The organism is Actinomadura sp. 21ATH (assembly GCF_041951345.1).
Taxonomy (GTDB): Bacteria; Actinomycetota; Actinomycetes; order Streptosporangiales; family Streptosporangiaceae; genus Spirillospora.
On the sequence record NZ_JBGNUR010000008.1, the window covers coordinates 299783 to 320847 of the forward strand.

The 21065-nt window shown below is 68.9% G+C and carries 16 protein-coding genes and 1 pseudogene; 8 read left to right on the plus strand and 9 right to left on the minus strand.

The features are described 5' to 3' along the window. Positions 1-114: 114 nt before the first annotated feature. Complete coding sequence (locus ACA361_RS24495; RefSeq protein WP_375015414.1) at positions 115-3360, minus strand: BTAD domain-containing putative transcriptional regulator; 3246 nt, start codon at positions 3358-3360, stop codon at positions 115-117. A gap of 204 nt (positions 3361-3564) precedes the next feature. On the opposite strand from ACA361_RS24495, the gene ACA361_RS24500 reads away from it, so the two are divergent. The 4 genes from ACA361_RS24500 to ACA361_RS24515 all read left to right on the plus strand — a co-directional run bounded on the left by ACA361_RS24500 (position 3565) and on the right by ACA361_RS24515 (position 7149). Then, positions 3565-4326 (plus strand): SDR family oxidoreductase, encoded by a 762-nt coding sequence (locus ACA361_RS24500; RefSeq protein ID WP_375015416.1) that lies wholly within the window; start codon positions 3565-3567, stop codon positions 4324-4326. A 143-nt stretch (positions 4327-4469) separates the two neighbouring features. Then, on the plus strand, positions 4470-5891 hold the full coding sequence (locus ACA361_RS24505) for an MFS transporter (RefSeq protein WP_375015417.1): 1422 nt from the start codon (positions 4470-4472) through the stop codon (positions 5889-5891). 231 nt (positions 5892-6122) lie between these two features. Beyond that, positions 6123-6578 (plus strand): nitroreductase/quinone reductase family protein, encoded by a 456-nt coding sequence (locus ACA361_RS24510; protein ID WP_375015419.1) that lies wholly within the window; start codon positions 6123-6125, stop codon positions 6576-6578. An 85-nt stretch (positions 6579-6663) separates the two neighbouring features. Then, the gene (locus ACA361_RS24515; protein WP_375015421.1) at positions 6664-7149 is read left to right on the plus strand and encodes a pyridoxamine 5'-phosphate oxidase family protein; all 486 of its coding nucleotides are present in this window, start codon (positions 6664-6666) and stop codon (positions 7147-7149) included. Positions 7150-7362: 213 nt separating this feature from the next. Here ACA361_RS24515 and ACA361_RS24520 read toward each other — a convergent pair. Next, positions 7363-7656: pseudogene (locus ACA361_RS24520) on the minus strand (TetR family transcriptional regulator C-terminal domain-containing protein); the annotation flags it as partial. A 386-nt stretch (positions 7657-8042) separates the two neighbouring features. Further along, positions 8043-8654, minus strand: a complete 612-nt coding sequence (locus ACA361_RS24525; RefSeq protein WP_375015422.1) for a TetR family transcriptional regulator — start codon at positions 8652-8654, stop codon at positions 8043-8045. A gap of 91 nt (positions 8655-8745) precedes the next feature. Between ACA361_RS24525 and ACA361_RS24530 the strand changes: the two genes are divergently transcribed. Further along, complete coding sequence (locus ACA361_RS24530) at positions 8746-9678, plus strand: zinc-binding dehydrogenase (protein ID WP_375015424.1); 933 nt, start codon at positions 8746-8748, stop codon at positions 9676-9678. A 158-nt stretch (positions 9679-9836) separates the two neighbouring features. Here ACA361_RS24530 and ACA361_RS24535 read toward each other — a convergent pair whose 3' ends face one another. After that, positions 9837-10676, minus strand: a complete 840-nt coding sequence (locus ACA361_RS24535; protein WP_375015426.1) for a DUF899 family protein — start codon at positions 10674-10676, stop codon at positions 9837-9839. A 417-nt stretch (positions 10677-11093) separates the two neighbouring features. Then, the gene (locus tag ACA361_RS24540; RefSeq protein WP_375015428.1) at positions 11094-11684 is read right to left on the minus strand and encodes a TetR/AcrR family transcriptional regulator; all 591 of its coding nucleotides are present in this window, start codon (positions 11682-11684) and stop codon (positions 11094-11096) included. Positions 11685-11823: 139 nt separating this feature from the next. Between ACA361_RS24540 and ACA361_RS24545 the strand changes: the two genes are divergently transcribed. Further along, positions 11824-12243 carry a dihydrofolate reductase family protein gene (locus ACA361_RS24545; RefSeq protein WP_375015430.1) on the plus strand — a complete coding sequence of 140 codons (420 nt, stop codon included), beginning with the start codon at positions 11824-11826 and terminating at the stop codon, positions 12241-12243. A 776-nt stretch (positions 12244-13019) separates the two neighbouring features. On the opposite strand, the gene ACA361_RS24550 is transcribed toward ACA361_RS24545, so the two are convergent. Continuing rightward, entirely contained in the window at positions 13020-14300 is a 1281-nt protein-coding gene (locus tag ACA361_RS24550) for a tyrosine-type recombinase/integrase (RefSeq protein ID WP_375015432.1), read from the minus strand. Between the two features lie 1613 nt (positions 14301-15913). Between ACA361_RS24550 and ACA361_RS24555 the strand changes: the two genes are divergently transcribed. After that, positions 15914-16885, plus strand: a complete 972-nt coding sequence (locus ACA361_RS24555; protein WP_375015433.1) for a transposase — start codon at positions 15914-15916, stop codon at positions 16883-16885. Continuing rightward, positions 16857-17405 (plus strand): hypothetical protein, encoded by a 549-nt coding sequence (locus tag ACA361_RS24560; protein ID WP_375015435.1) that lies wholly within the window; start codon positions 16857-16859, stop codon positions 17403-17405. The genes ACA361_RS24555 and ACA361_RS24560 overlap by 29 nt, the downstream gene beginning before the upstream one ends. Positions 17406-17910: 505 nt before the next feature. Here ACA361_RS24560 and ACA361_RS24565 read toward each other — a convergent pair. The 3 genes from ACA361_RS24565 to ACA361_RS24575 form a co-directional block, all read right to left on the minus strand. Next, positions 17911-18315 carry a hypothetical protein gene (locus ACA361_RS24565; protein ID WP_375015437.1) on the minus strand — a complete coding sequence of 135 codons (405 nt, stop codon included), beginning with the start codon at positions 18313-18315 and terminating at the stop codon, positions 17911-17913. A gap of 691 nt (positions 18316-19006) precedes the next feature. Beyond that, complete coding sequence (locus ACA361_RS24570) at positions 19007-19567, minus strand: hypothetical protein (RefSeq protein WP_375015439.1); 561 nt, start codon at positions 19565-19567, stop codon at positions 19007-19009. 37 nt (positions 19568-19604) lie between these two features. Beyond that, positions 19605-20504 carry a hypothetical protein gene (locus ACA361_RS24575; protein WP_375015441.1) on the minus strand — a complete coding sequence of 300 codons (900 nt, stop codon included), beginning with the start codon at positions 20502-20504 and terminating at the stop codon, positions 19605-19607. Positions 20505-21065 lie beyond the last annotated feature (561 nt).

A 21065-nucleotide genomic window follows, 5' to 3' on the forward strand; every position in this document is an offset into this window, starting at 1 on the left:
GGGCGGCTCAGTCGCCTGGCTGCTGGTTCGCTTGGGCAGGAAGAACATTAGGGCCCCACATCGCCGCGAGGGTGCCGCCGACCCGCCACAGCAAGCCGGTGAAACCGCCCGCGCCTACGGCTCGCATGGCTCGCGCGTCGAGATAAGGGTGTTCAGGTCCAGAGGAGTACCGGCGATGGTGAGCGTCTCATCCGCGTAGCCTTGCGCGAACCCGGCTTCGAAGCCCGCATCTCCCAGCGCCGCGCGCAGCGCCGTGGTGATCCGGTCCACGTCACCGCGTTCGGCGGCCGGCAGCGGCGCGTCCACCGAGGCGCGGGCCGCGGCCGCCGCACCGAGCAGGCGCGCGGACTGTAGGAGGTGACCGGCGAGGGCGCTCGCCCCGGCGAGACCCTCCAGGGCCAGAGCGAGCGCCCGCGGATCGCCGGTGTCCCGGGCCGCGGCCAGCCCTTCCAAGTGGAGCGCCAGCGCCGTCTCCGCGTCTCCGCGCAGCTCCGCGACGAATCCGAGCTCGGCCAGGATCAGCGCCGACCCGTACTCCGCGTCGAACTGCCGGTTCCACTCCAGCCAGCGGCGCAGATACGACTCTGCATGGTCGAGCCGGCCCTGCCGGCGCGCCCCCAGGGCGAGCCCGATCTCGGCGAACTCCTCGGCCGGCTGGTCCGCCTGCTCGACGGCAAGGCGCCTGGCCCGCTCGTGGAACTCCTGGGCCCCGGCGTCGTCGCCGGTGAGCAGGGCGATCCTGCCGAGCTCGGACCAGCGCATCGAGGCGTCGGTCCACAGCTCCAGTTCCTCGGCCATCCGCAGCCCCTCCTGGTGCAGGCGGGCGGCCCGCGGATAGTCGCCCTCGATCTCCGCGAGCCGTCCCAGCACGGCCGTGGCCTGCAGTTGCCCCCACCGGTCACCGGCCTCGCGGAAGAGCTCGAGACTCTCCTCGCCGTCGCGCCGGGAACCCTTCAGGTCGCCGCACACGTAGGTCTGCATGCCCCGAATGCTGAGGCCCGCGGCGAGTCCCCAGCGGTCGCCGAGCGCCCGGGTCTCGATGAGCATCCGGTTCAGCAGTTCGGCGCCCACCGCGAAGTCGCCGAACCTGGTGACCGCGTGCGCGAGCAGCCAGCCCGCCACAACCCGCTCGTGCGGGTCGCGGATGCCCTCGTACACCTCAAGGACGGCCCGGCTGTGGCGCGCCGGTCCGTCCGGGGCGCCGGACAGCAGGCTCATCCCGGTGTGCCAGGCGACGGTCCCCGACCGGTCCGGCACCAGGTCGGCCGCGGAGTCCGCCTCGCCCTCACCGCGTCCAGAGGAATCCTCGGGCAGGGCGAGGGCCAGGGCGAGGTAGCGGTTGGCTTCGGTAAGGCGGCCGCGCAGGAACCAGAACCAGGCCATCGCGTGCACGAGCCTGTGCATCAGGGGACCGTCGCCGTCGGCGGCGGCGCTGTCGAGCGTGCTGCGGATATTGGCGGTCTCGGCGTCCAGGCGCCGCAGCCAGTGCCGCTGATCGGCGCCGCGCAGGAAGGAGTCGGCCCGCTCGGCGAACGCCACGTAGTAATGCGCGTGCGCCCGCCGTACCCGCTCGTACTCGGTTTCCCGCAACCGCTCCAGGAGGTATGCCGACACCGACTCGAGCAGCCGGTACCGGGTGCCGCCGGCCTCGTGGGCGACCAGCACGAGAGAACGGTCGACCAGGCGAGTCAGCAGGTCCAGCACCTCGGCGGGCTTCACGCCGGCACCGGCGCAGACGGCCTCGGCGGCCTCCAACGTGCAGCCGTCGGAGTGGACGGCGAGCCGGCGCAGCACCGCCTGCTCCGCCGCGGTGAGCAGCTCCCAGCTCCAGTCGATCATCGCGCGCAGGGTCTGCTGCCGTGCCGGGACGCCCCGATGGCCGCCGGTGAGCAGCCGGAACCGGTCGTCCAGACGTTCGGCCAGCTCATGCACGCCGAGGACGCGTACCCGAGTGGACGCCAGTTCCAGGGCCAGCGGAATGCCGTCGAGCCGGCGGCAGATGGAGGCGATCGCACGGGCGTTGTCGTCGGTGAGGGCGAAGCCGGGGGAGGCCGCCGCGGCGCGTTCGAGGAACAACCGCACCGCGCTCGACGCGCGCAACACCGCCTGATCGGCCGAATCCGCGGGCAGGTCAAGCGGGGGCACCGGCCACACCTGCTCGCCCGGGACGTTCAGCGGTTCCTGGCTGGTGGCGAGGATCCGTACGCCCGGGGCATCCCGTAGCAGCGCCTGGGCCAGGCTCGCGGCGGCCTCGATGACGTGCTCGCAGTTGTCCAGGACCAGCAGCAGGCGCTGGGCGTGGAGTGCGTCGGACAGGCGGTCGAGCAACGTGCGGGGCCGCCTGCGCGGCAGCGGGCCTGAACCGGCGTCGTCCCGGATGCCCAGCGTCGCGGCCACCACCTCGGCCAGCTCGTCACCGGTGACGGCGGCGCCGGATTCGGTGGAGAAGGACTGGGCGGCCAGCTCCACCAGCCAGACACCGTCCGCGTGGGAACCGGTCAGGAGTGACGCCACCTCCACCGCCAGGCGCGTCTTGCCGACCCCGCCCGGCCCCGTCAAGGTCACCATGCGGCCCGCCGTGATCAGGGCACGGACCTCCTGCGAAGAGGCCGACCGCCCGATCAAGGCGGTGACCGGAGTGGGCAGGTTGGTGTGGCGGCGCGGGGCGGACGCCGGTGCCGGAACGGCCCGCAGGGCGGGGCCCTGCCGCAGGATCTCCTGTTGCAGGGCGACCAGTTCGGAACCCGGCTCAAGACCCAGTTCCTCCTGCAGGCGGCGGCGGAGATCCTGGTAGCCGTCCAGCGCCTCGCTCGCCCGGCCCGCGCCGTACAGGGCCCGCAGGTGGGCTGCGCGCAGCCGCTCGCGGAGCGGGTGGCGGCGGGTCAGGTCGCCGAGCTCCCCGGCGAGAAGGCTGTGCTCGCCCAGCTCCAGGCGGGCCTCGGCCTGTTCCTCCAGGGCCAGCAGGCGCTGCTCCTCCAGGCGCGTGATGGCCGGGCGCGCGAACTCCTCATCGACGAAGTCGGCGAAGGCGGGGCCGCGCCACAACGCCAGCGCCTCGGTGAGCAGGTCGGCGCGCTCGCGCGTGTCCGTGGCGGTACGGGCCCGTGCGGTGAGTGCGGTGAAGCGGCCCACGTCCACGGCCTCGTCCGCCACGTCGAGGACGTAGCCGAGCGCCCGGCGCACCACGAGGCCCTGCCCGAGCACCCGCCGCAGCCGCGAGACCAGGGTCTGCAGGGCACCCGCAGGGTTCGCCGGCGTCGCCTCGCCCCACAGTTCGTCCACGAGTCGGTCGGCGGAGACCACCTCGCCCGGGGCCGTCAGCAGAGCCGCGAGTAGCGAGCGCACCTTGGTCTCCGGCACCACCACAGGTTCACCGTCCGCCGACCAGACGGCAAGCGGACCCAACACCCCGAAACGCATGAGATCACCGTACGGCCACCCGGCCCTTGCCTGATGTGCCAGCGCTCCGCAAGCAGACCGAGAGAAGACCGCAAGCCCGGGAGCGCACTCTCTGCGTGCCGGTCGAAACCGGCACCCCACTCGCACCGTTCACCAGGAGTCACCATGAACAGGTTCGCAGGCAAGAAGGCCGTCGTCACGGGCGGCACCCACGGAATGGGCCTGGCCATCGTCAGAGCCCTCCTGGACGGAGGGGCCGAGGTCGTTCTCACCGGCCGCAACGAGACGACGATCGAGGCGGCGCGCACCGAACTGAAGCCGGACGCCGCGCACGTCGTACGCTCCGACGCGGCCAGCATGGCCGACATCCGCGCCCTGGCCGGCACCGTGCGGGACCGGCTCGGCCGCCTCGACTACCTGTTCGTCAACCATGGCATCGCCGAGGTGCAGACGCTGGAGGAGGTCACCGAGGACTCCTGGGAGCGGCACTTCGCCGTCAACGCCAAGGGCGCCTTCTTCACGGTGCAGACCCTGTCGCCGCTGATCAACGACGGCGGAGCGATCGTCTTCACGACCGTGGCCAACGACCTGGTCTTCCCCGGGCTGAGCGCCTACTCCGGCTCCAAGGAAGCGGTGCGCGCGATCTCCCACGTCCTGGCGGCCGAGTTCCTGCCGCGCAAGATCCGTGTCAACTCCGTGGCCCCCGGCTACATCAAGACCCCGACCATGGGCGTCGCCGGGCTGACCGAGGAGGAACGCCGCGAGTTCGAGCGGCAGGGCAGCGAGACCACTCCGCTCAAGCGCAACGGCACCGTCGAGGAGGTCGCCGCGGCCGCGCTCTTCCTGGCCGCCGACGCGACCTTCACCACCAACGCCGAATTCCCGGTCGACGGCGGGTTCGCCCAGGGCCTCAGCAGCACGCACTGAGCCACGCCTCCTCTTCCCAGCCACCGCCCGCCCGTGCGCGGGGCGGCTCCATGAACAGATGAACCCGAAAGGTCAGACCCATGTCTTCGAGTAGTGCCGTCGGCAGCACACGAGCCGGCCGGCGGGAGTGGATCGGGCTCGCGATGCTGGCCCTGCCCAGCATCCTGCTGTCGCTGGACGTGACGCTCCTGCATCTGGCGGTGCCGCACCTGGGAGCGGCGCTCGCACCCAGCAGCACCCAGATGCTCTGGATCATCGACGTCTACGCCTTCATGATCGCTGGGTTTCTGGTCACCGCGGGCACCTTGGGCGACCGGATCGGCCGGCGCAAGCTGCTGCTCGGTGGTGGGCTGGCCTTCGGCGCCGCCTCACTGCTCGCGGCCTATGCCGGGAGCGCCGAGATGCTGATCGCAGCCCGGGCGCTGCTCGGCATCGCGGGCGCGACCCTCATGCCCTCCACGCTCGCCCTGATCAGCACCATGTTCCAGAACCCCAGGCAACGGGGCACCGCCATCGGGATCTGGGCCGCCAGCTTCTCCGTCGGCATCGCGCTCGGCCCGGTGGTCGGCGGAGCCATGCTGGAGATGTTCTGGTGGGGCTCGGTCTTCCTGCTCGCCGTCCCCGTGATGGCTCTGCTGCTGATCACCGGCCCGCTGCTGCTGCCCGAGTACAAGGACGAGAACGCCGGGCGGATCGATCCGATCAGCGTCGTCCTGTCCCTCGCCACCATCCTGCCCGCCGTCTACGGCGTCAAGGAGATCGCCAAGCACGGCGTGCAGAGCGTGCCCCTGATCGCCCTGGTCGTCGGCCTGGCCTTCGGCGTCGTCTTCGTCCGTCGCCAACTGCGGCTCGACGACCCGATGCTCGACCTGAGCCTGTTCCGCAGCCGGGCCTTCAGCGTCGCCCTCGGCGTGATGCTCTTCGCCGCCGTCGCGATGGGCGGTATCTACCTCTTCGTCACCCAGTACCTGCAGATGGTCGCCGGGCTCTCTCCGCTGAGGGCGGGCCTGTGGCTGCTGCCCGCCGCGGGCCTCCTGATCGCCTCGTCGATGCTCGCCCCGATCGCGGCCCGCCGGATCCGTCCCGGCACCGTCACCGCCATCGGGCTGATCCTCTCCGCCATCGGCTACCTCACCCTCACCCAGGCAGGCGCCGGCGACAACGGCCTGGCCTACGTCGTCATCGGCTTCGGCTTCATCTACACCGGCATCGGCCCCGTAATGGGCTTGAGCGTCTCGCTCATCGTCGGCTCCGCGCCCCGGAGAAGGCCGGTGCCGCCTCCGCCCTCCAGCAGACCAGCAGCGACCTGGGCCTCGCGGTCGGCATCGCGGCCCTGGGCAGCCTCGGCACCGCCGTCTACCGCAACGGCGTCGCCGGTGAACTACCCGCCGGCACCCCGGCCGAGGTGGCCGACGCCCGCCGCGACACTCTCGCCCGGGCTCTGGAGGCCACCCGTGGCCTGCCCGGATCGACGGCCGACCAGATCATCACACCCGCCCGCGATGCCTTCGCGTCCGGCCTCAACGTCGTCGCCCTGGTCGGAGCGGTTCTGGTCACCGCACTGACGATCCTCGCCCTCACCATGCTCCGCCACGTCGCCCCCACCAACGCGGCCGCGGCGCAGCCCGAGGCGATCCCCCTTAAGGCCGATGCCGCACGCCGGGAAGAACAACCGGCCTGAGGGGATCAGCGGAATGCCATTCCGCGCCTCCGGCCCCGGCGCCTCTCGAACGGCGCCACACCACGACCCAGCTCACGGAACTGATTTCGAGCCTGCTCAAGCGAAAGGCGCTCAGATGACTCTCCGACCTCCCACGCCGATGTGGGACGACGCCATCGACAGCCCCGACCTCTCGGTTGCCGAACATGTCCGCCGCTACCTGGCCACGGACGGTCGCGACGGTTACCTGGAAGGAGGGGTGACCAACCTCGTCCTGACCGTCCAGGGCCGCAAATCGGGCCGGTGGCTGCGTACCGGGCTGTTCTTCGGCGAGGACGACGGCCGCTACGTCCTGATCGCGTCCGGCTCGGCGGTGACCCACACACACCCCGCCTGGTACCTCAACGTGGTGGCGAATCCAGAGGTCGGCGTGCAGATCCTCGGCGAGCGCTTCACCGCCCGAGCGCGTACCGCCGAAGGGCCGGAACGGGAACGGCTCTGGCGCATGATGACCGAGCTCGCGCCGGTCTACCACACCTACAAGGCCAGGAGCCGCAGGCAGATCCCCGTGGTCGTCCTGGAGCGCAGTTGACCAAGGCAGGCGCATCCACCCGGCCAGGGCCGAACCCGGCCCGACTGAGTCCGCTCACGCACCGTGGGGCAGCAAGGAGCCAACGATGGCCAACCACGTGACGTCGTTCACCGAGATCAAAGATCAGTTCGACACCTACATCGGCGACATCGTGTACGCGACCATGACCACGGTCGACCGGAAGGGGCGACCCCGCGCACGCGTGCTGATCCCCGTCTGGGAGACCGTCGACGGCCGGCCGCTGGGCTGGCTCGCCACCTACAAGACACCGGTCAAGGCCGCCCACCTGGCGGGCAACCCGCACAGCACGTTCTCCTACTGGACGCCGAAGCAGAACGCGGTGAGCATCGACACCGTCGCCACCTGGGCCGACGACCTGGAGACCAAGCGCCACGTGTGGGACCTCTACCGGCGTACGAGCCCGCGGGGGGCCGGCTACGATCTGGGCAATTTCTGGCGCGACCCGGGCGACCCGAAGCTGCACGTGCTGCGGCTGGAGCCGTGGCGCGTGCAGGTGATCAGGGGAGGCGACCTGCCCGGCAGACTCTGGTACGCGCCAGAGAAACGCTGAACGACCTGAAGCCACCGCCGAGCCGGCGTGCCCCATGAAGCGGGGGAGTGATGCGGTACGGGATCCGGCGCTTAGCGCCGTCCGATGCGGGTGGTCTGCGGAGCCTTCTGTGGTCAGTGGATGCGGACGGCGCTGAGTCGGTGGCGCAGGGGCGGCTCGGGCGGAGTCGGGGGTGTGCCGTCCCAGTAGCAGTTGGATGTTCAGCCCGTCGGTAAGGGTCATGAACTCCTCGGCTTCTTGAACGGGGTCGGGGCGGGCCTGGCCATGGGTCTGCGCTGCGCCGATGAGCACGGCGATGAGTTTCGCCAGTTCGTCGTACTGCTCGCGTTGAACGGCGGCGAGCGCGGGATCGACGGCGGCCTGTGCGGTGAAGGCCAGCCAGACCCTGGTTTCGGCCGGCTCGACTCGTCGAGCGCCAGGATCGCGGTGAGGGTATGCTCCAGCGTCGCCATGACCGGGCAGCTGCGGGTTCGCAGCAACCTCGCGTACCGGCCGCCCGGCCTTCATCAGGTCCAGCACCCTGCGACGGAACCCGGGGGATAGCTCCTGGGCATCCTGTGCCTCTTTTCAGGATTCCAGTAAGACGACCCCACCAAAGCCGGAGCACACCAGACCGTATGCGAGAACTGGCCGTCTCCTCCGGATGGATCCCCTCTACCCCATTGGCGCCGGGCGTTTACGGGACAAGGTCTAGCGGGAGGAATTCCGAATCCTTCTTGGCCAGAGTGACCGGCGTGGAAGGCGCTGGTCGGTGCGTGCGGTCTCGGCGGCCTCGGCCCGGGCCTGCTGGACGTGGGGCTCGCCGCGGGTGTCGGCTCTGGGCGGCGACCGCGGTGTCCTGTTCGGCTGGCTGTTCCTGCAGACCCCGGCGACGGCCGTGCCGAGTCCGCCGGTCAGATCTCTGCGTTCAGACCGTCGTTCATGGAGTCGAAGGCGTTGCGGACGCACCGGGGCAGCCGCGCCGGATCGCAGTCGGGAAGCCACTGGGCGTACGCGCAGCGCCATGCGGCGACGCAGAACTCCAGCGCGAGCCGCTGTTCGAGGGTGTCCGGGGCGCCGAGCCGCTGTTTGATCTCGCTCTGGATCTCGTCGCAGTGCCGCAGCGAGTATCCGTTCAGCGAAGGTGACTCCTCGATCAGTTTCAAGGTGGCCGCGAAGCGCTGGTGCCAGGTGCCTCCCATGCGGTCGAGGGCGGCCAGCATCGTGTCGCGGAACACCTCGACCAGGCGCCCCGACCGCTCGCGCTCGTCCAGGGCCGCCAGGAACGCGCTCCACAGTTCCTTGACGGCGGTGAGGGCCACGTCCTCCTTCGAGCGGTAGTTGCGGAAGAAGGTCCGGCGCGACACCTCCACACGCTCCAGCAGTGCGTCCAGCGGCGTGCCGTCGAATCCCCGCTCCGCGAACAGCGTCACGGCGGTGTCGGCCAGCGCCTGCCGGGTGCGCTGCTTCTTGCGCTCCCGCAGGGAGGCGGGCTGGTCAGGGGGCGGCTGGTGGGCGGTCGTCACCGGGCCAGCATACCCGGGCTGCCCCTGAAGGGCATGTGCTATGTTGGCGCAAATGCCACACTGTGGCACTTTAGAACGAGGAGACAGACCTGTGCGTGCCCTTGTCATCGACCACAGCGCCCCGGCGCATCTCACCCTGCGCGACGTACCCGACCCGATTCCCGCGCCCGGGGAGGCGCTGGTGCGGGTCGAAGCGGTCTCTCTTAACTACGGAGAGGTGAGCGACGCCGCCGACCCCGCGGCTCCGGAGGGCACCGTGATCGGCTGGGACGCGGCCGGCACCGTGGTCCAGGCCGCGGCCGACGGAACGGGCCCCGCGGCCGGAACCCGGGTCGTCACCGTGGGGGTGACCGGGTGGGCGCAACTGCGCGCCGTCCCGGCCGCCCGCCTCGGCGTCGTTCCCGACAAGGCGGATCTCGGTGCCGTCAGCACCGTCCCGGTCGCCGGGCTGACCGCGCTGCACGTCCTGCGCCGCATGGGCCAGCTGGTGGGCCGCCGGGTCATGGTCACCGGCGCGTCCGGCGGGGTCGGCCGCTACGCGGTCCAGCTCGCCGCCCGCGCCGGGGCAGAGGTGGTGGCGATCAGCCGGAACCCGTCCAGGGCGGACGAACTGCGCATACTGGGGGCGCACGAGGTCCACACCGACCCGGCCGCGGTCGAGCACCCGGTCTTCGGCGTGCTGGACAACGTCGGCGGCCGGCAGCTGGTGGACGCCTTCGCCGCCCTGGAGGCCCACGGGACGCTCGTGAACGTGGGGCGGTCGTCGGGCGCCGACTCCGTCCTCCCACCGGAGGCCCTGCTGGCCGCCGACGGACGGCACGACCGCTCCATCCGCACCTTCTTCCTGTACGGCGAGCCGGCCGCGGACTTCTCCGCGGACCTTCGATGGCTGGCCGCCGAGGTCGCCGCCGGCCGCCTCGACCCCGGGATCACCTGGCGCGGTTCGTGGACCCGTTACGCCGAGGCGGCACGGACCCTGCTCGACGGCCGCCTGAACGGCAAAGCGGTCCTCGACATCGACTGAACCATCGTCAGCGGCCGCCGCGGATGCGGAGTCCGGTCACAGCTCGCCGAGTAAGGTCCGGCAGATCGCTGCCGGTTCCCTGCGACCCGGGTGGTTCGCCCGTGGCCTCGGCGATCGATACGCACGCCTCGTCCGCCGGCGCGCCCGCCGGCGACCTCTCAGTGGCAGTGACCGGGCTCGGTCGCCGGGCCGGTGCCGGTGCCGCCCAGGTCATCGGCGAGGCCGGCGTCGACACGCGGCCACTGCGCCGTGGGACGTCCACCCGGCCACTCCCACAGCGGCGGCCAGTCGGGGGCCCCGCCCAGGGTCCGCATGGCGATTCCACGGCGCGGCCAGTCCGCCGGAGAGTCCTCCCAGTCCTCTTGGCGCCCGAACACCGTGAGGTCCATGAGCGCGTAGCTGTAGTCCACCGCCTCGGCCCCGCGACGTTTGGTCCAGTACGTCTCGAAGACGCGGTCGCCGTCGCGCAGGTAGCACACAAGGTGGAACAGGCCGAGCTCCCGGCCGGCGAGAAGCGACTCGAGCGACGGCTGGGCGGAGTACCACGGCATCGTCCAGCCCATGAAGGCGCGATAGCGCAGGGACTCCTCGTACGACGTCCGCGCGTCCGCGAAGCCGTAGGCCGTGTTCCGTCCCTGGCAGAACACGGCGAAGGTGATGTCCCGGGAGTGCAGATAGGCCAGCTCGCCCACGTGGCTCATCACCCAGGTACAGCCCTCGCACTGCTCAGCGGCCGGCCGGCCGGGCCACCACATGAAGTAGTAGGCGATCAGCTGGCGGCGCCCCTCGAACGCGTCCAGGAGCGTCATCGGGCCGTCCGGCCCCAGCAGTGAACTGTCCGCGGCCACCTCGACCATCGGGAGCCTGCGGCGAGCGGCGGCGATCGCGTCGCCTTCGCGGGTGTGGGCCTTCTCCCTCACCCGCAGCTCCTCCAACCGCCGCTCGAAGGTCGCGCGGTCGACGACCGGCGGTCGCGCCTTGCTCGGGTTATCGGACATCAGTGGCTCCTAGGATCGCCTCGGCGTGGCCACGGGTCGCTCCCCGGCGGCATGGTCGCCGGTCGGGATCACCGTAGTGCGCGATCCGACCTGGCTCTACCGCTTCCGACCATGCCCACGACGTCGCTCCGCGTAACGACTGGCGGCCCCTGCGCGGGCAGACTGCTCTGCGGAGTTGAGCGGCTTGCCGTGACTTTCCGTTCGGATGTGTCTCGCGACGGGTTTCCGCACGTCACAACCTATGCGGCCGGGCGGCCTCGGCGGCTGCGACGCGAGCGGTGTACACCCGGTGCGCCTTGCGCTCAGCCGGGTCGGCGCTGTCGGCGGCGGCAGCACTTGCTCCAGCATGGCGCGGTGCCGGGCGAGGAGGCGCCGTACGCCTAAGGCTGGGCGCCGCCCCGAACGCGGATGATCACGTCAGGGAGTCGCGAAGCGCGCGGCGATCGTTCGGGCTGCTTCGTCGACCGCTCGCGACTGCTCTTCCTCGGTGATCGACCACGTACCGTGCGTGAGGCGCGGCCAGAAGACCGCGGACGCGATCATGCCGAGGAACTGTGCGGATGCCAGATCCGGATCATCGATGTCGGCGCTTCCTGCGGAGTGCGCTTCCCTCAGATAGCGCCCCAGCGCCTGCAGTACGGGCAGCGTGCCGAAGTCGAAGGTCCGCTCGCGCAGTTCGGGGAAGTGGTGCGATTCGGCGATCACGGTCCGCATCAGGGCGACCATGCGAGGACGAGTCAACAGTTCCGCATACGCGCGACCTAGCACCACCAAGCCCGCGTAGAGGTCGCCGGTCGGGATCTCGACCGGTTCCGGAGCCGGCGATCCGCCTGCCGCGAGCACCGTTGCCTCGAAGAGCTCGGCCTTGGTCGGGAACTGTTTGAAGAGCGTCGCCTTGGACACCCCTGCGCGCTCGGCGACACGCGCCAGTGGCGTGCGGTCGTACCCGAACTCCAGGAAGAGCTGCGCGGCGGCGCCGAGGATCGCCTCGCGATTGGTCGCGGCCACCGCACGGTGGTACGAGGAGCGTCCACGTGTCATCCGCGCAGTATCCCATCGAGGCGAGTTCCTTGACTCACCATTACGAGGACGATTAGGTTAGTAGAGGTGAGTCGATCGACTCACCTCTCGGAGATGGGAGCGGCTTATGGCTACCGTGATCGTCCACGCGACCATCACTCTTGACGGGTTCATGGCAACGGAGGACGGCGAGATCCCGTATGGCGGCATGCTGAAGGTCCCGGTCTACCTGATGACCCACAGCGCCCATGAGCCGATCGAGCGCGACGGCATCACGTACAACTTCGTCGTCGACGACATCGGCGAGGCCGTCAGGCTGGCCACGCAAGCGGCCGGGGACGGCTGGGTCAGCCTGCTCGGAGGAACCATCTCACGACAGTGCCTGCGGCTCGGTCTCGTCGACGAGCTCCACCTGGACGTTGCGCCGGTCCTGCTCGGCGACGGCATCTCACTGTTCGCAGGCCTTGGGCGGCACATCGAGCTTGAGCGCCTCGATACGTCCGCCTTCGCGAGTGAGGCTCATCTTCGCTACCGAATCCTCCGTTAGCCAGAGTTGCAGGTCCTCCGAGCCATCGGGTCCGCCACGAGCCCTCGTCACTTGTCCGAGCCCCGCCCCCGACCCTAAGCGGGGTTCCGGAACCCGCGTCCCGCGCTCGCCCAGGCGCCGCCGGCAGTTGGATCACCTGACGCTCCACGCGACGGCAGGGCCCGCCCACGGCCGCGACCGGCGGGCCCTGCGCAATGCGCGGGGGTGATGTAGCAGGCGAATGAATAATGCTTGTCACGGTCGCGCTCGCCAGGGGAGGCCCAAACGCCGCTCGCCCATTACCAGGCCGTGCCAGGTGCGAGGTAGGGATGAGGTCGAAGAACGTTCGGGGTGACCTTCTCACCGTGGGCGTCGCGCGTACGTTCCCGGAGCCATGCTCCCGCCTCCGCCGAGCCCGAGTCGCAGCCGCCCGGCCTCGTCGTAAAAAGCGCAGAGCGCCTCGCTGTTCGAGAACTTTGGGGATGCGCGCTTCGGCTGGCAGCGGTTGGCGTCCGATCGGGGCTCTGACCGGCCAACGCCCCAGGAGAACACCGGCCCGCTGCCTGAGCTCTTCCGCGCGGGCTGTGTTGGCGCAGAGGGTGGCCACGGGCGAACCGGGGCATCTGGTGAGTGCGGACCCGCCCCGCACCAGTGGACCAGCGGGTCTAGCTTCGTTCATCAGCCCGCTGCGTACAGGCGCGCTGGGGCCGTCGGCGGGGCCGGGCCGCTGCCAGCTACCGAAGCTTTGGTGGTGCCACGCCGCTCAAGCCGCCATCGCGCGGCAGCTTCATCGGTCCTCAGCGTGAATCCGTTTCGTCCGAGACCTGTGGGCGCAGGACCGGCGCGGTGGTGAAGACGCCGGCGGCCTGGTCGACGTGGGCGGCGGCGCGCCGGCTGCGGTTGCGGCGTTCCCAGTAGCCGATGGTGGTGGCGGGGTCGACGTGGTCGGCGAATTCCTGGACGTCGGCGAGGGGGACGCCGTCGTCGAGCATGTGGGTGATGCGGGAGGCGCGCCACACGTGCGGGGTCAGGTCGCGGCCGGGCAGTACTCCTGCGGCGCGGCCCAGGCGGGTGCTGATGCGGTCGATGTCGTGCCGGTCGAGGCGGTCGCCCTTGGCGTCCAGCAGCAGCGGCCCGCGGGTGCGGGCGCCGATGTGGCGGCGCAGCAGCCGGGCACAGTCGGGCAGCAGCGGCAGGGCCCGCTGCTTGCCGCCCTTGCGGGTGACGTTGAGGACGCTGCGGTCGCCGTCGCGGTCCAGGTCGGTGACGTCGGCGGCGCAGATCTCGGTGACGCGGCCGGCCAGGCTGTACAGCAGCATCACCACCAGCAGGTCCAGCTCGTTCCGCGCAACGGCTACCACCGCGCGGACCTGGTGCAGCTCCAGCACCGGAGTGGAGGACGCGGTGCGGCCGGAGGGGATGCGGGGACGGTCGTCCTGGCCGACCGGGTTGGCCGGGGCGGGGGTCAACTGCCCGGCGGCGTAGACGTGCAGCGAGGACAGGCAGGCGACGTACCGGCTGATGCTGCGTTTGGCGACACCGGCCGCTTCCTGGCGCAGCCGCCACATCCGTACGTGCTCGCGGGTCAGGCAGCCGACGAAGAACGCCTCGTGCCCGACCTCGCGGGCCAGCGGCGCCCACACCCGGCGCAGATCGTCGACATAGGTGCGCTGGGTGGTCACTGAGGCGCGCCGGGTGCTGCTGAGCCAGTCCAGCACCAGCGCGAACGTCTCGGGGGTGCAGGCCTCGGCGAGCAGGTCGATGCGGCGGCGGTAGATCCTGCGGCCGCCGGTCCGGGCCACCTGCACCCGCCCCAGATCGGCGTCCAGCTTGGCGAGGGCGTCGGCGGCCAGCGGCGTCGACGGCCACGCCGGCGGCCCACCACCGGCGCCGGCGAGCACCGGGGCGGATGCCGACGGCCCGGGCACGTTCTCCTGCGATCCTGTTTCTGCGGCGGCCTCGCCGGTAGGTGCCGGCGGGCCAGCGGCCGGGGGAGGGGTGCGCAGCACCACGCCCTGCAGCGGCGGCTTGCTCGGCGGGCTGGCGGGCTCGTCATCGACGGCGTCAGATGCGGTCAACGGGGGCTCCTGGAAGGTCGGTAGTGATGGGGCGCCGACGAGGTGTGCGGGCCCAGAGTGCGCGGTCGGGACGCTGGCCTGCGAAGTTCCAGGCAGGGCACCGGCGCACCCGATGGGTCGGTGTCCCCGGCGGGCTGCACCGTGGCTGCCGATATTCGCGTCTGCGGCGGCCGTGCCCCGGTGCTGCCTGAAGTCGCTGATGTGCAGCACCTCTCGCCATGGGCTGACCTGCGGCTTTGCCGGAAGTGAGTCGCCGTGGCGGGGGATGGGTCCGGCGTGAAGGGACTGGTGGGAGGGCACGCGAGAGGCGGCGCCAAGACGGGCGGACCTGTTGTCACGTCTCAATGGACCCGACGCAGAGGCGGGCCGTTGACCTGCGATAGGACACGCTGACTGGGACGGCCAGGACACCGGTCGGCCCCAGTCGATCTGACGCAGTTCGACCGACCCCCTCCAGCGTCTCGCTTGTCACCTGGTCGAGTTGTTGGATGTCAAGTAGATGTCAGTAATCGCGACAAGTTTGACAGTACTTGAAGGCATGACGACCACTGACTGGACGCTCTCGCGAGTGTCGTTTTGCCTGCTAGGAGCGGTGTCGATATTTTCAGCGCAATTGTTTGTCTTTTTGATTCTCGGTCTGACACTTCTTGTTAATGTGGATGCGAATCGCTTGGTGTCGACCTGGGAACGATGGATGTCAGGGCTGCTGATGGGATGGTGCGTCAGGTATGTCAGTGGGACGTCGAGTTTGACAGTCGGCAGCTCAGGGTTGGGTTGATCAGCAACAGGAGCCTGTATTTGCATGGGGTCATGCGGTCGCTGCGTCTGGCCAAGCGTTCAACGGCAGTTACTCGGCGCGGTCGGCGGAGCCCTGCTCACCGTCCCGATCCTGACGGTGTTCGCCGTTGACGTTGGCTGGCGGCTGGCTTTTGACCTCGGTGTCGTGCTGGGGCTGTGACCATCCTAGTCGTCCGGCGGCACGTGCCCGAGAGCCCCGCTGGCTCAGCTTGTCGTTTAACCTCTAGACGGATCGCCCTTCAGCATCGACGTGCCCACCAGCCATCCTCGCCTGGGGCCAACGGGTCGGGATGGCTTCCCGCGCGATAGCGATCATCGAGTGGCTCCACCAGGCGACGCAGCTCACGAGCTGGTCGCGCGGGAAGTGCATGGAGAGCAAGTTCCAGGGTCGCTCGCTGTTGGGTTCGGTGGACCGGAAGGCACAGTTCGCACCCGCAGCCACCCGACAGGGCCCGGCTGGGGCGATGGGCCACCAACGACCACCAGTGCAGGGCATCGGCGATGGCGCCGGGCCACAGCCGATCGTGCTCCAGCCGAGCGATCGCCGCGGTCAATGCGTTGGAGGCGCGGGGAAGGTTCGAGGTTGGAGTCCGAAGGTGTCCGCGCATGTGGGGGGCGCTGGAGGCCCGGACCCGGGAAGGCCGCCTACGCGGCATCGTCCTTTCGGAGCAGCTTCATGATCCTCATCATGCCATCCGGCACTGAACTGCGCATACATCGTGTTTCGCTTGATGGCGGACATTTTTGGTGACAGTGGGCTGTGGCGGTCAAGGCATCTCGTCGCCGGGCGGCCGTCGTCTCATTCTCGGGTCTGGATGAGGACCCCGAGAAGGGAGGTGACGGCCGTGGACCCCACTGTGACAGCCGTTCGCTCAGGCGTCACCACCTGCGCGAACACCCATACCCTGACGAACGCGGACCTGGCCAGACTGTCGAGCTTTCGGACCGAGCTGTATGCGTGCCTGCCGCAGTACGGTGATGAACTGTTCGAGGTGTGTGAGGCGGTGCTGTGCACCGACGGTCCGGTCGGCAACCTGGTCGACCTGTCGCTGGCGCCCGAGCACCGCCGCGGTCATGGCGGGCTGTATGCGGGCCTGAACCGAGGCCGCGTTGACGTGGCGCGGCTGCGCAGGTCGCTGACGGCGATGCCGTTGCCGCGGTCCGCCGACGGCCGCCTGGTGCTGGCCGTCGTTGTCTCACCCTGGCTGCGCCCGGGCGCCGCCAGCTGCCCCGACCGGTCGTTCTGCCACACCTTCGGCCGCGGCGAGGGACGACACCAGATGGTGCCGGGCTGGCCGTACTCCTTCGTCGCGGCGCTGGAGACCGGCCCGACGTCCTGGACGGCGTTACTGGATGCGGTCCGGCTGGAACCCGGCGCCGACGTCATCGCCGTCACCGCCGCCCAGCTCCGCGCCGTGATCGGCAGCCGGGTCATAAGCGCGGCCCGTTCCCGGCTCCACTCCTCTCCCTGGCGCAGCAGCTGGGCGGTGAGCTCGCTGCGGGCGGCGGCCTCGGTGTTGGCCCGCTGCTCGGCTTGCTCCAGCCTGTCGGCCAGTTCTTGCGTGCGGGCGGCGGCCGTGATGGCAGCGGTTTCGGCGGCGCGCTGGGCCTCCTGCGCGTTGCGCACCTGCCCGGCGGGTCGGCGACGGTCTGAGCGGCCTTCTGCGCCACGGTGTCGGCCTGCTCGAGCCGGACGTTCAACGCGGCGACCTCGGCGGCCAGCCGGTCGGCGCGGTCGGCCTCGCGGGCGCGCTGCTTGTGGGCGGCGGCGGCCTTGGCGGCGGTGATGCTCGCCTGCCTCTCGGCTTCGGTTGCGTTGCTGCGGGCGGCGTCCAGTACCAGCTGCAGGCGGTTGCGCCGCTGCTCGGCGTCGCGGGCGCACTGCTCGGCCGCGTGCTGCGCGGCGACGGCCGCCTTCCGCCTGTCCTCAGCGTCGCGGGTGCTCTGCTCGGCGTCTGCCGCCTTGCTATCGGCGGCTCTCTTTTGGCAGGTCGCCTCGGCGACTCGCTCCTCCACCGCCTGCTTGAGCCCGCGCTCGGCGTCGGCGCGGGCGGCCATCGCCTCCTGCAGGACGGCCAGCGTGCTGTGCAGGCTCTCGACCGCCTCCAGCACTGGTGGTGGGTGCCGGTGAAGGCGGCGGACCGGTCGGCCAGCGCGGCGTGCTCGCTGGCGGCGCGCAGGTCGCGGCTCAGCTGCCGGCAGGTCTTGCCTTCGTGCTCGGACCAGGTCCGCTCCGGCGGTTCGCAGTACTCGCGCTTGCGTCCGGCACCGCTGCTAACCGGCACTTGCCGACCGCACGGCGGATAGCCGCACTGCCGGGACGAGCTCGGCGCGGTCGTCACCGCGGCGAGGGTGTCCCCTGCGGCACGCGGGACTGGCGGAGAGGTCGGGACGTCCGGTGTGTTGGTTGCCGAGTGGATGTCACTCATGTTGCCGGGTTGTTGTCACTCAAGCTCAAGAAAGCTCTCTACCTGCGCAAACAGGGTGGTGACGCTGGGCGAGGTGACTCACGTTGTCTGCGGCCCGGGTAGAAACTCTGCGAGTGGACAACGACCTGCCAGATTGAGACATAATCGTCGACGGGTCCGGCGTCGATATGCGCATCAACATGGCCAAGGGCCGCCTTCTCGATCGTGCCATACCGTTACTTTACCTTGCCATCGCCTTCATTTGTTTGGTGTTGGCATTATAGGTGAGTTGATCGTGCCAGGTTCGCGTCTATGTGACACTCCAACTACCTCCACACTGGCCCGAATGGTTTTTGTGTTCCTATTTGTTCGCTTTGTTCGACATTCTGTGGAAGTGGGTGGCGTTACGTTTCTCGGGACGGATGCTTCTGGAAATATCGCGGCGGCCTCTCAGGAGCGTACTTGGTCTCGGCGACCTGGGTGTGCGGCCTCGTGCGGCCGGCCTGCTCCAGTGCCCGCTCCCGCCACTCACGCAGAAGGTTGATCATCTCGGTGCTCAGCAGAGACGGGGGTTCGCGATCGAGCCGCTCCCGCAAATCCCGAACCTGCTCGTTGACGAACCCGTCGTCGCATCGCAGGAAATACCGGTGCTCAAGTTGAGAAAGGGCGTCTTCGATGACCTTCACGGTCAGCCGCGAGGTACGGGGGTCCACCTCGGTACCCGACCGCACCGTGAAAAAATGCCGCTGGATCCGGCGGCCGCCGGGTGAATTCCACTTCAGTAACCTCAGCGCCACGACCAACTCCATCGCATCGTCATTGAGGCTCGGCTGCCGCGCTGTTGGGCCAGCTCCTTGCGCAGCAGCCGACGCGGCCGCGCCGTCCTTTCGGCGGCCGCCCAGCGGTCCCACTGCTGGCGCCAGCCTCGGTAGGCGCCCACCATCTGCGCCGCCTGCTCAGGCGTGACCGTCGCCGCATCGGCGCCAGCATGACCGGCAGGTGGGGCGGCGCGGTCCAACGCGAAGGCCGGCGGCCGGTCCGGATCGGCGGAGGCCGTATCCCCTCACCGTGCAACAGGACCGGCAGCTCCGGTGGCGGGTGCTCGGATTCGAACTCGATTCGCACGATGACGCCGTCCTCGGCCAGCCCCGACGGGTGCAGGCCCTCGGGCAGCTCAGACCACCAGACGCGGTCACAGGTGGTCGTATCGAGGATGGGCTTACCGCCTGCCCGCACCAGATGCGTAGATAAGCGATCAGACCGCGAGTCGACTTTACGACAGCCGGATCCCATGGATGCGGTACCGACGGCGGCCTGCTGGTGACCATTCCTGCCCCCCAGCATGTGAATTAAGGAGCCACAGGCAGACGCGGGCGGTCGGACCGCTTACGGTACAACCGCCCGCAAGGAGCCTGTAAGTATGTGTACCGCCTATTGGCAACTGCACGGACTCTGCTGACCGGTCCGCAATATCGGTAGACGATATGTGTTGCATTGTAGTTAACCCGTACTCTGGGCGGCAGACCGGCGCTGCCTAGCTCCATATGAATCAGTTTGCTTGTGGATGAAAGTTGGAGCCTGGGGCGCTGGCCATACCATGATCAAGTATTCTTCGGGCGGGGGAGCATCTTCAGGAAGTTCCCCATATTCCCAGGCGTCACTTTCGGTAACGAAAGAATCTGCAGCGTCACGTCCGCGCGCGTGGATGCGGAACCGATAGTCGCCCGGGCCGTGCTGGGTGAGGAGGGGGTAGCGGTGTTCGGAGTCGGTCTCGGTGAAGAGGCCGGTAAGTCGCATCTCTCCGTATGGGGCCTGCATGGACACCTCTACCACCTCCTCCCAGGCGGCGACTTGGATGGCTGGTGGGCCTTCTAGGACCTCCGCGTGGACGATGACCTCGCCGGTGTGGACGCCGGTGAACACCAGGGCGATGCCTGGGTGTGCACTGACGAGGCCGTTCGACCTATCGGGTTGTTCCCGTGGCAATTCGGCCATCCGGGCTTCTCGCAGGTAGTACACATGATGGCTGGCAAAGATCGTTCCCTCGGCGTGCTCGGTCATGGTGCGACGATACGCCAACTGAGACGGATCGTGTTGGTTACTGGATCCAGACGTCGAATTTGTCGCCCGGTCTCACATCTACAATCTCGGCAAGAACGCGATTCTCGATATAGAAGCGATCGAGCGCCGTGCCTCCATTGCTGTTTTGGTTCTCGTCGATCATGCAGATGCTGTAGCCCGTCGGTCCGGTGCGGTCGGTAGGAACGATGATTGGCATTTGGCACCAGTCGAAGGTGCGGCGAAGATCCCGCGGAGGAATGTCGGGGTTAGCCGTCATCGCTCCTTGCTTGGTAGAAGCAAACGGATACTCGTCGCAACTGTGTCCAGCCGGCCGTGGATAGGGTGAATCTCCGGTGGGGCATGACCGATTGCGGTTGCGTACGACGTCAGGCCCTGTGATCCTATTTAGCCACTCGCCGGAGTTGTAGGCTCCAGGAAGTCCGGAGTCTTGGGCCGCCTTAATGTGTCGAGCGAGTTGAGGGTAGGGGCCTGTGCGAGTGTAGATCATGGCGGGGTGATACCAATCATTAACGCAGCCAGGGATAGTGTGCCCTGGAACGTCATTATCGCAACGGATTTCGGGAGTCCATTGCGTGTATGGGAGGCTGGGAGTGTATCCAGGCTTCTGGAAGGTTACGGTGAACCAGGAATCAGCATTGCCGACTGCGCCGGGCGCAGTAGCGGTGGACTGATAATTGGCGAGCCCTTCTGGGGTGTTTGCCAGCGTCATCGCCTGCGGCGGATAGCGATTGGTCCCCAGGGTGCAAACGCCAGAGCAGCCGAAGACGCCTTGGGCTGTTGCCCCAGCAGTCTCGCCCCAGTAGTTCCATGAGTCGATTTGCTGTTGCAGCGTCCAGTTGCCGCTCACAATGCTTATGCTCAAGGCGTTGTATGTGGTTACGTCAATCCATCCCACGTTGGTCCAGATGTTGCCCACGTAACGCCAGAATCCCACTCGGTAATCGTTGATGAGGCAACTGTAGGAGCGAAGCCCCCACCAACTTTCCGTGGGCTTATCGAAGCACCAATCTGGAAGCGGTGGCACGGCTTTCGTCTGCAATGTTCGCTTGAGTTCTATTGCACTTCTTCTTGGCGTTGTCTTTTCGACGCATATGAGGCTAGTTTCTCCGGCTATGGCCCTTCTTTGAATGGCGTCGACCCGGCAGTCTTGCGACTGTGACTGTAGACGCCTGTTGCGATCGTATGCCCGCGGCTCGGGCTGAATGTCGGCGCTCACGTTCGGTGAGGATGCTGGTGTGCCGCTAGCTGCGGCCGTTGGCGGTGCGGGCAGGAGTAGTGCCGCGATCAGCGCTATGACTAGCATGCGCCATGCCATCTTTGTCATGAGGTGACAATCCTTTCCTCTGATGGGGGGCGAGGATGGAAGTCGCCCTCGCTCTATTTCTCAGTCGACTCCGCAGTCAGAAGAGCATGACCATGATCGGCAGGGCAAGCGCGTCTTCGTGTCCGAAAACGGACACTGGCTTTGAGCTGGACA

Excerpts from the sequence above, each read along its gene's own strand:
- ACA361_RS24500 (WP_375015416.1), top strand. The coding sequence starts at position 3,565 with ATGAACAGGTTCGCAGGCAAGAAGGCCGTCGTCACGGGCGGCACCCAC.
- ACA361_RS24505 (WP_375015417.1), top strand. The coding sequence starts at position 4,470 with ATGCTGGCCCTGCCCAGCATCCTGCTGTCGCTGGACGTGACGCTCCTG.
- ACA361_RS24510 (WP_375015419.1), top strand. The coding sequence starts at position 6,123 with ATGACTCTCCGACCTCCCACGCCGATGTGGGACGACGCCATCGACAGC.
- ACA361_RS24515 (WP_375015421.1), top strand. The coding sequence starts at position 6,664 with ATGGCCAACCACGTGACGTCGTTCACCGAGATCAAAGATCAGTTCGAC.
- ACA361_RS24535 (WP_375015426.1), bottom strand. The coding sequence starts at position 10,676 with ATGTCCGATAACCCGAGCAAGGCGCGACCGCCGGTCGTCGACCGCGCG.
- ACA361_RS24545 (WP_375015430.1), top strand. The coding sequence starts at position 11,824 with ATGGCTACCGTGATCGTCCACGCGACCATCACTCTTGACGGGTTCATG.
- ACA361_RS24555 (WP_375015433.1), top strand. The coding sequence starts at position 15,914 with ATGAGGACCCCGAGAAGGGAGGTGACGGCCGTGGACCCCACTGTGACA.
- ACA361_RS24565 (WP_375015437.1), bottom strand. The coding sequence starts at position 18,315 with ATGGAGTTGGTCGTGGCGCTGAGGTTACTGAAGTGGAATTCACCCGGC.
- ACA361_RS24570 (WP_375015439.1), bottom strand. The coding sequence starts at position 19,567 with ATGACCGAGCACGCCGAGGGAACGATCTTTGCCAGCCATCATGTGTAC.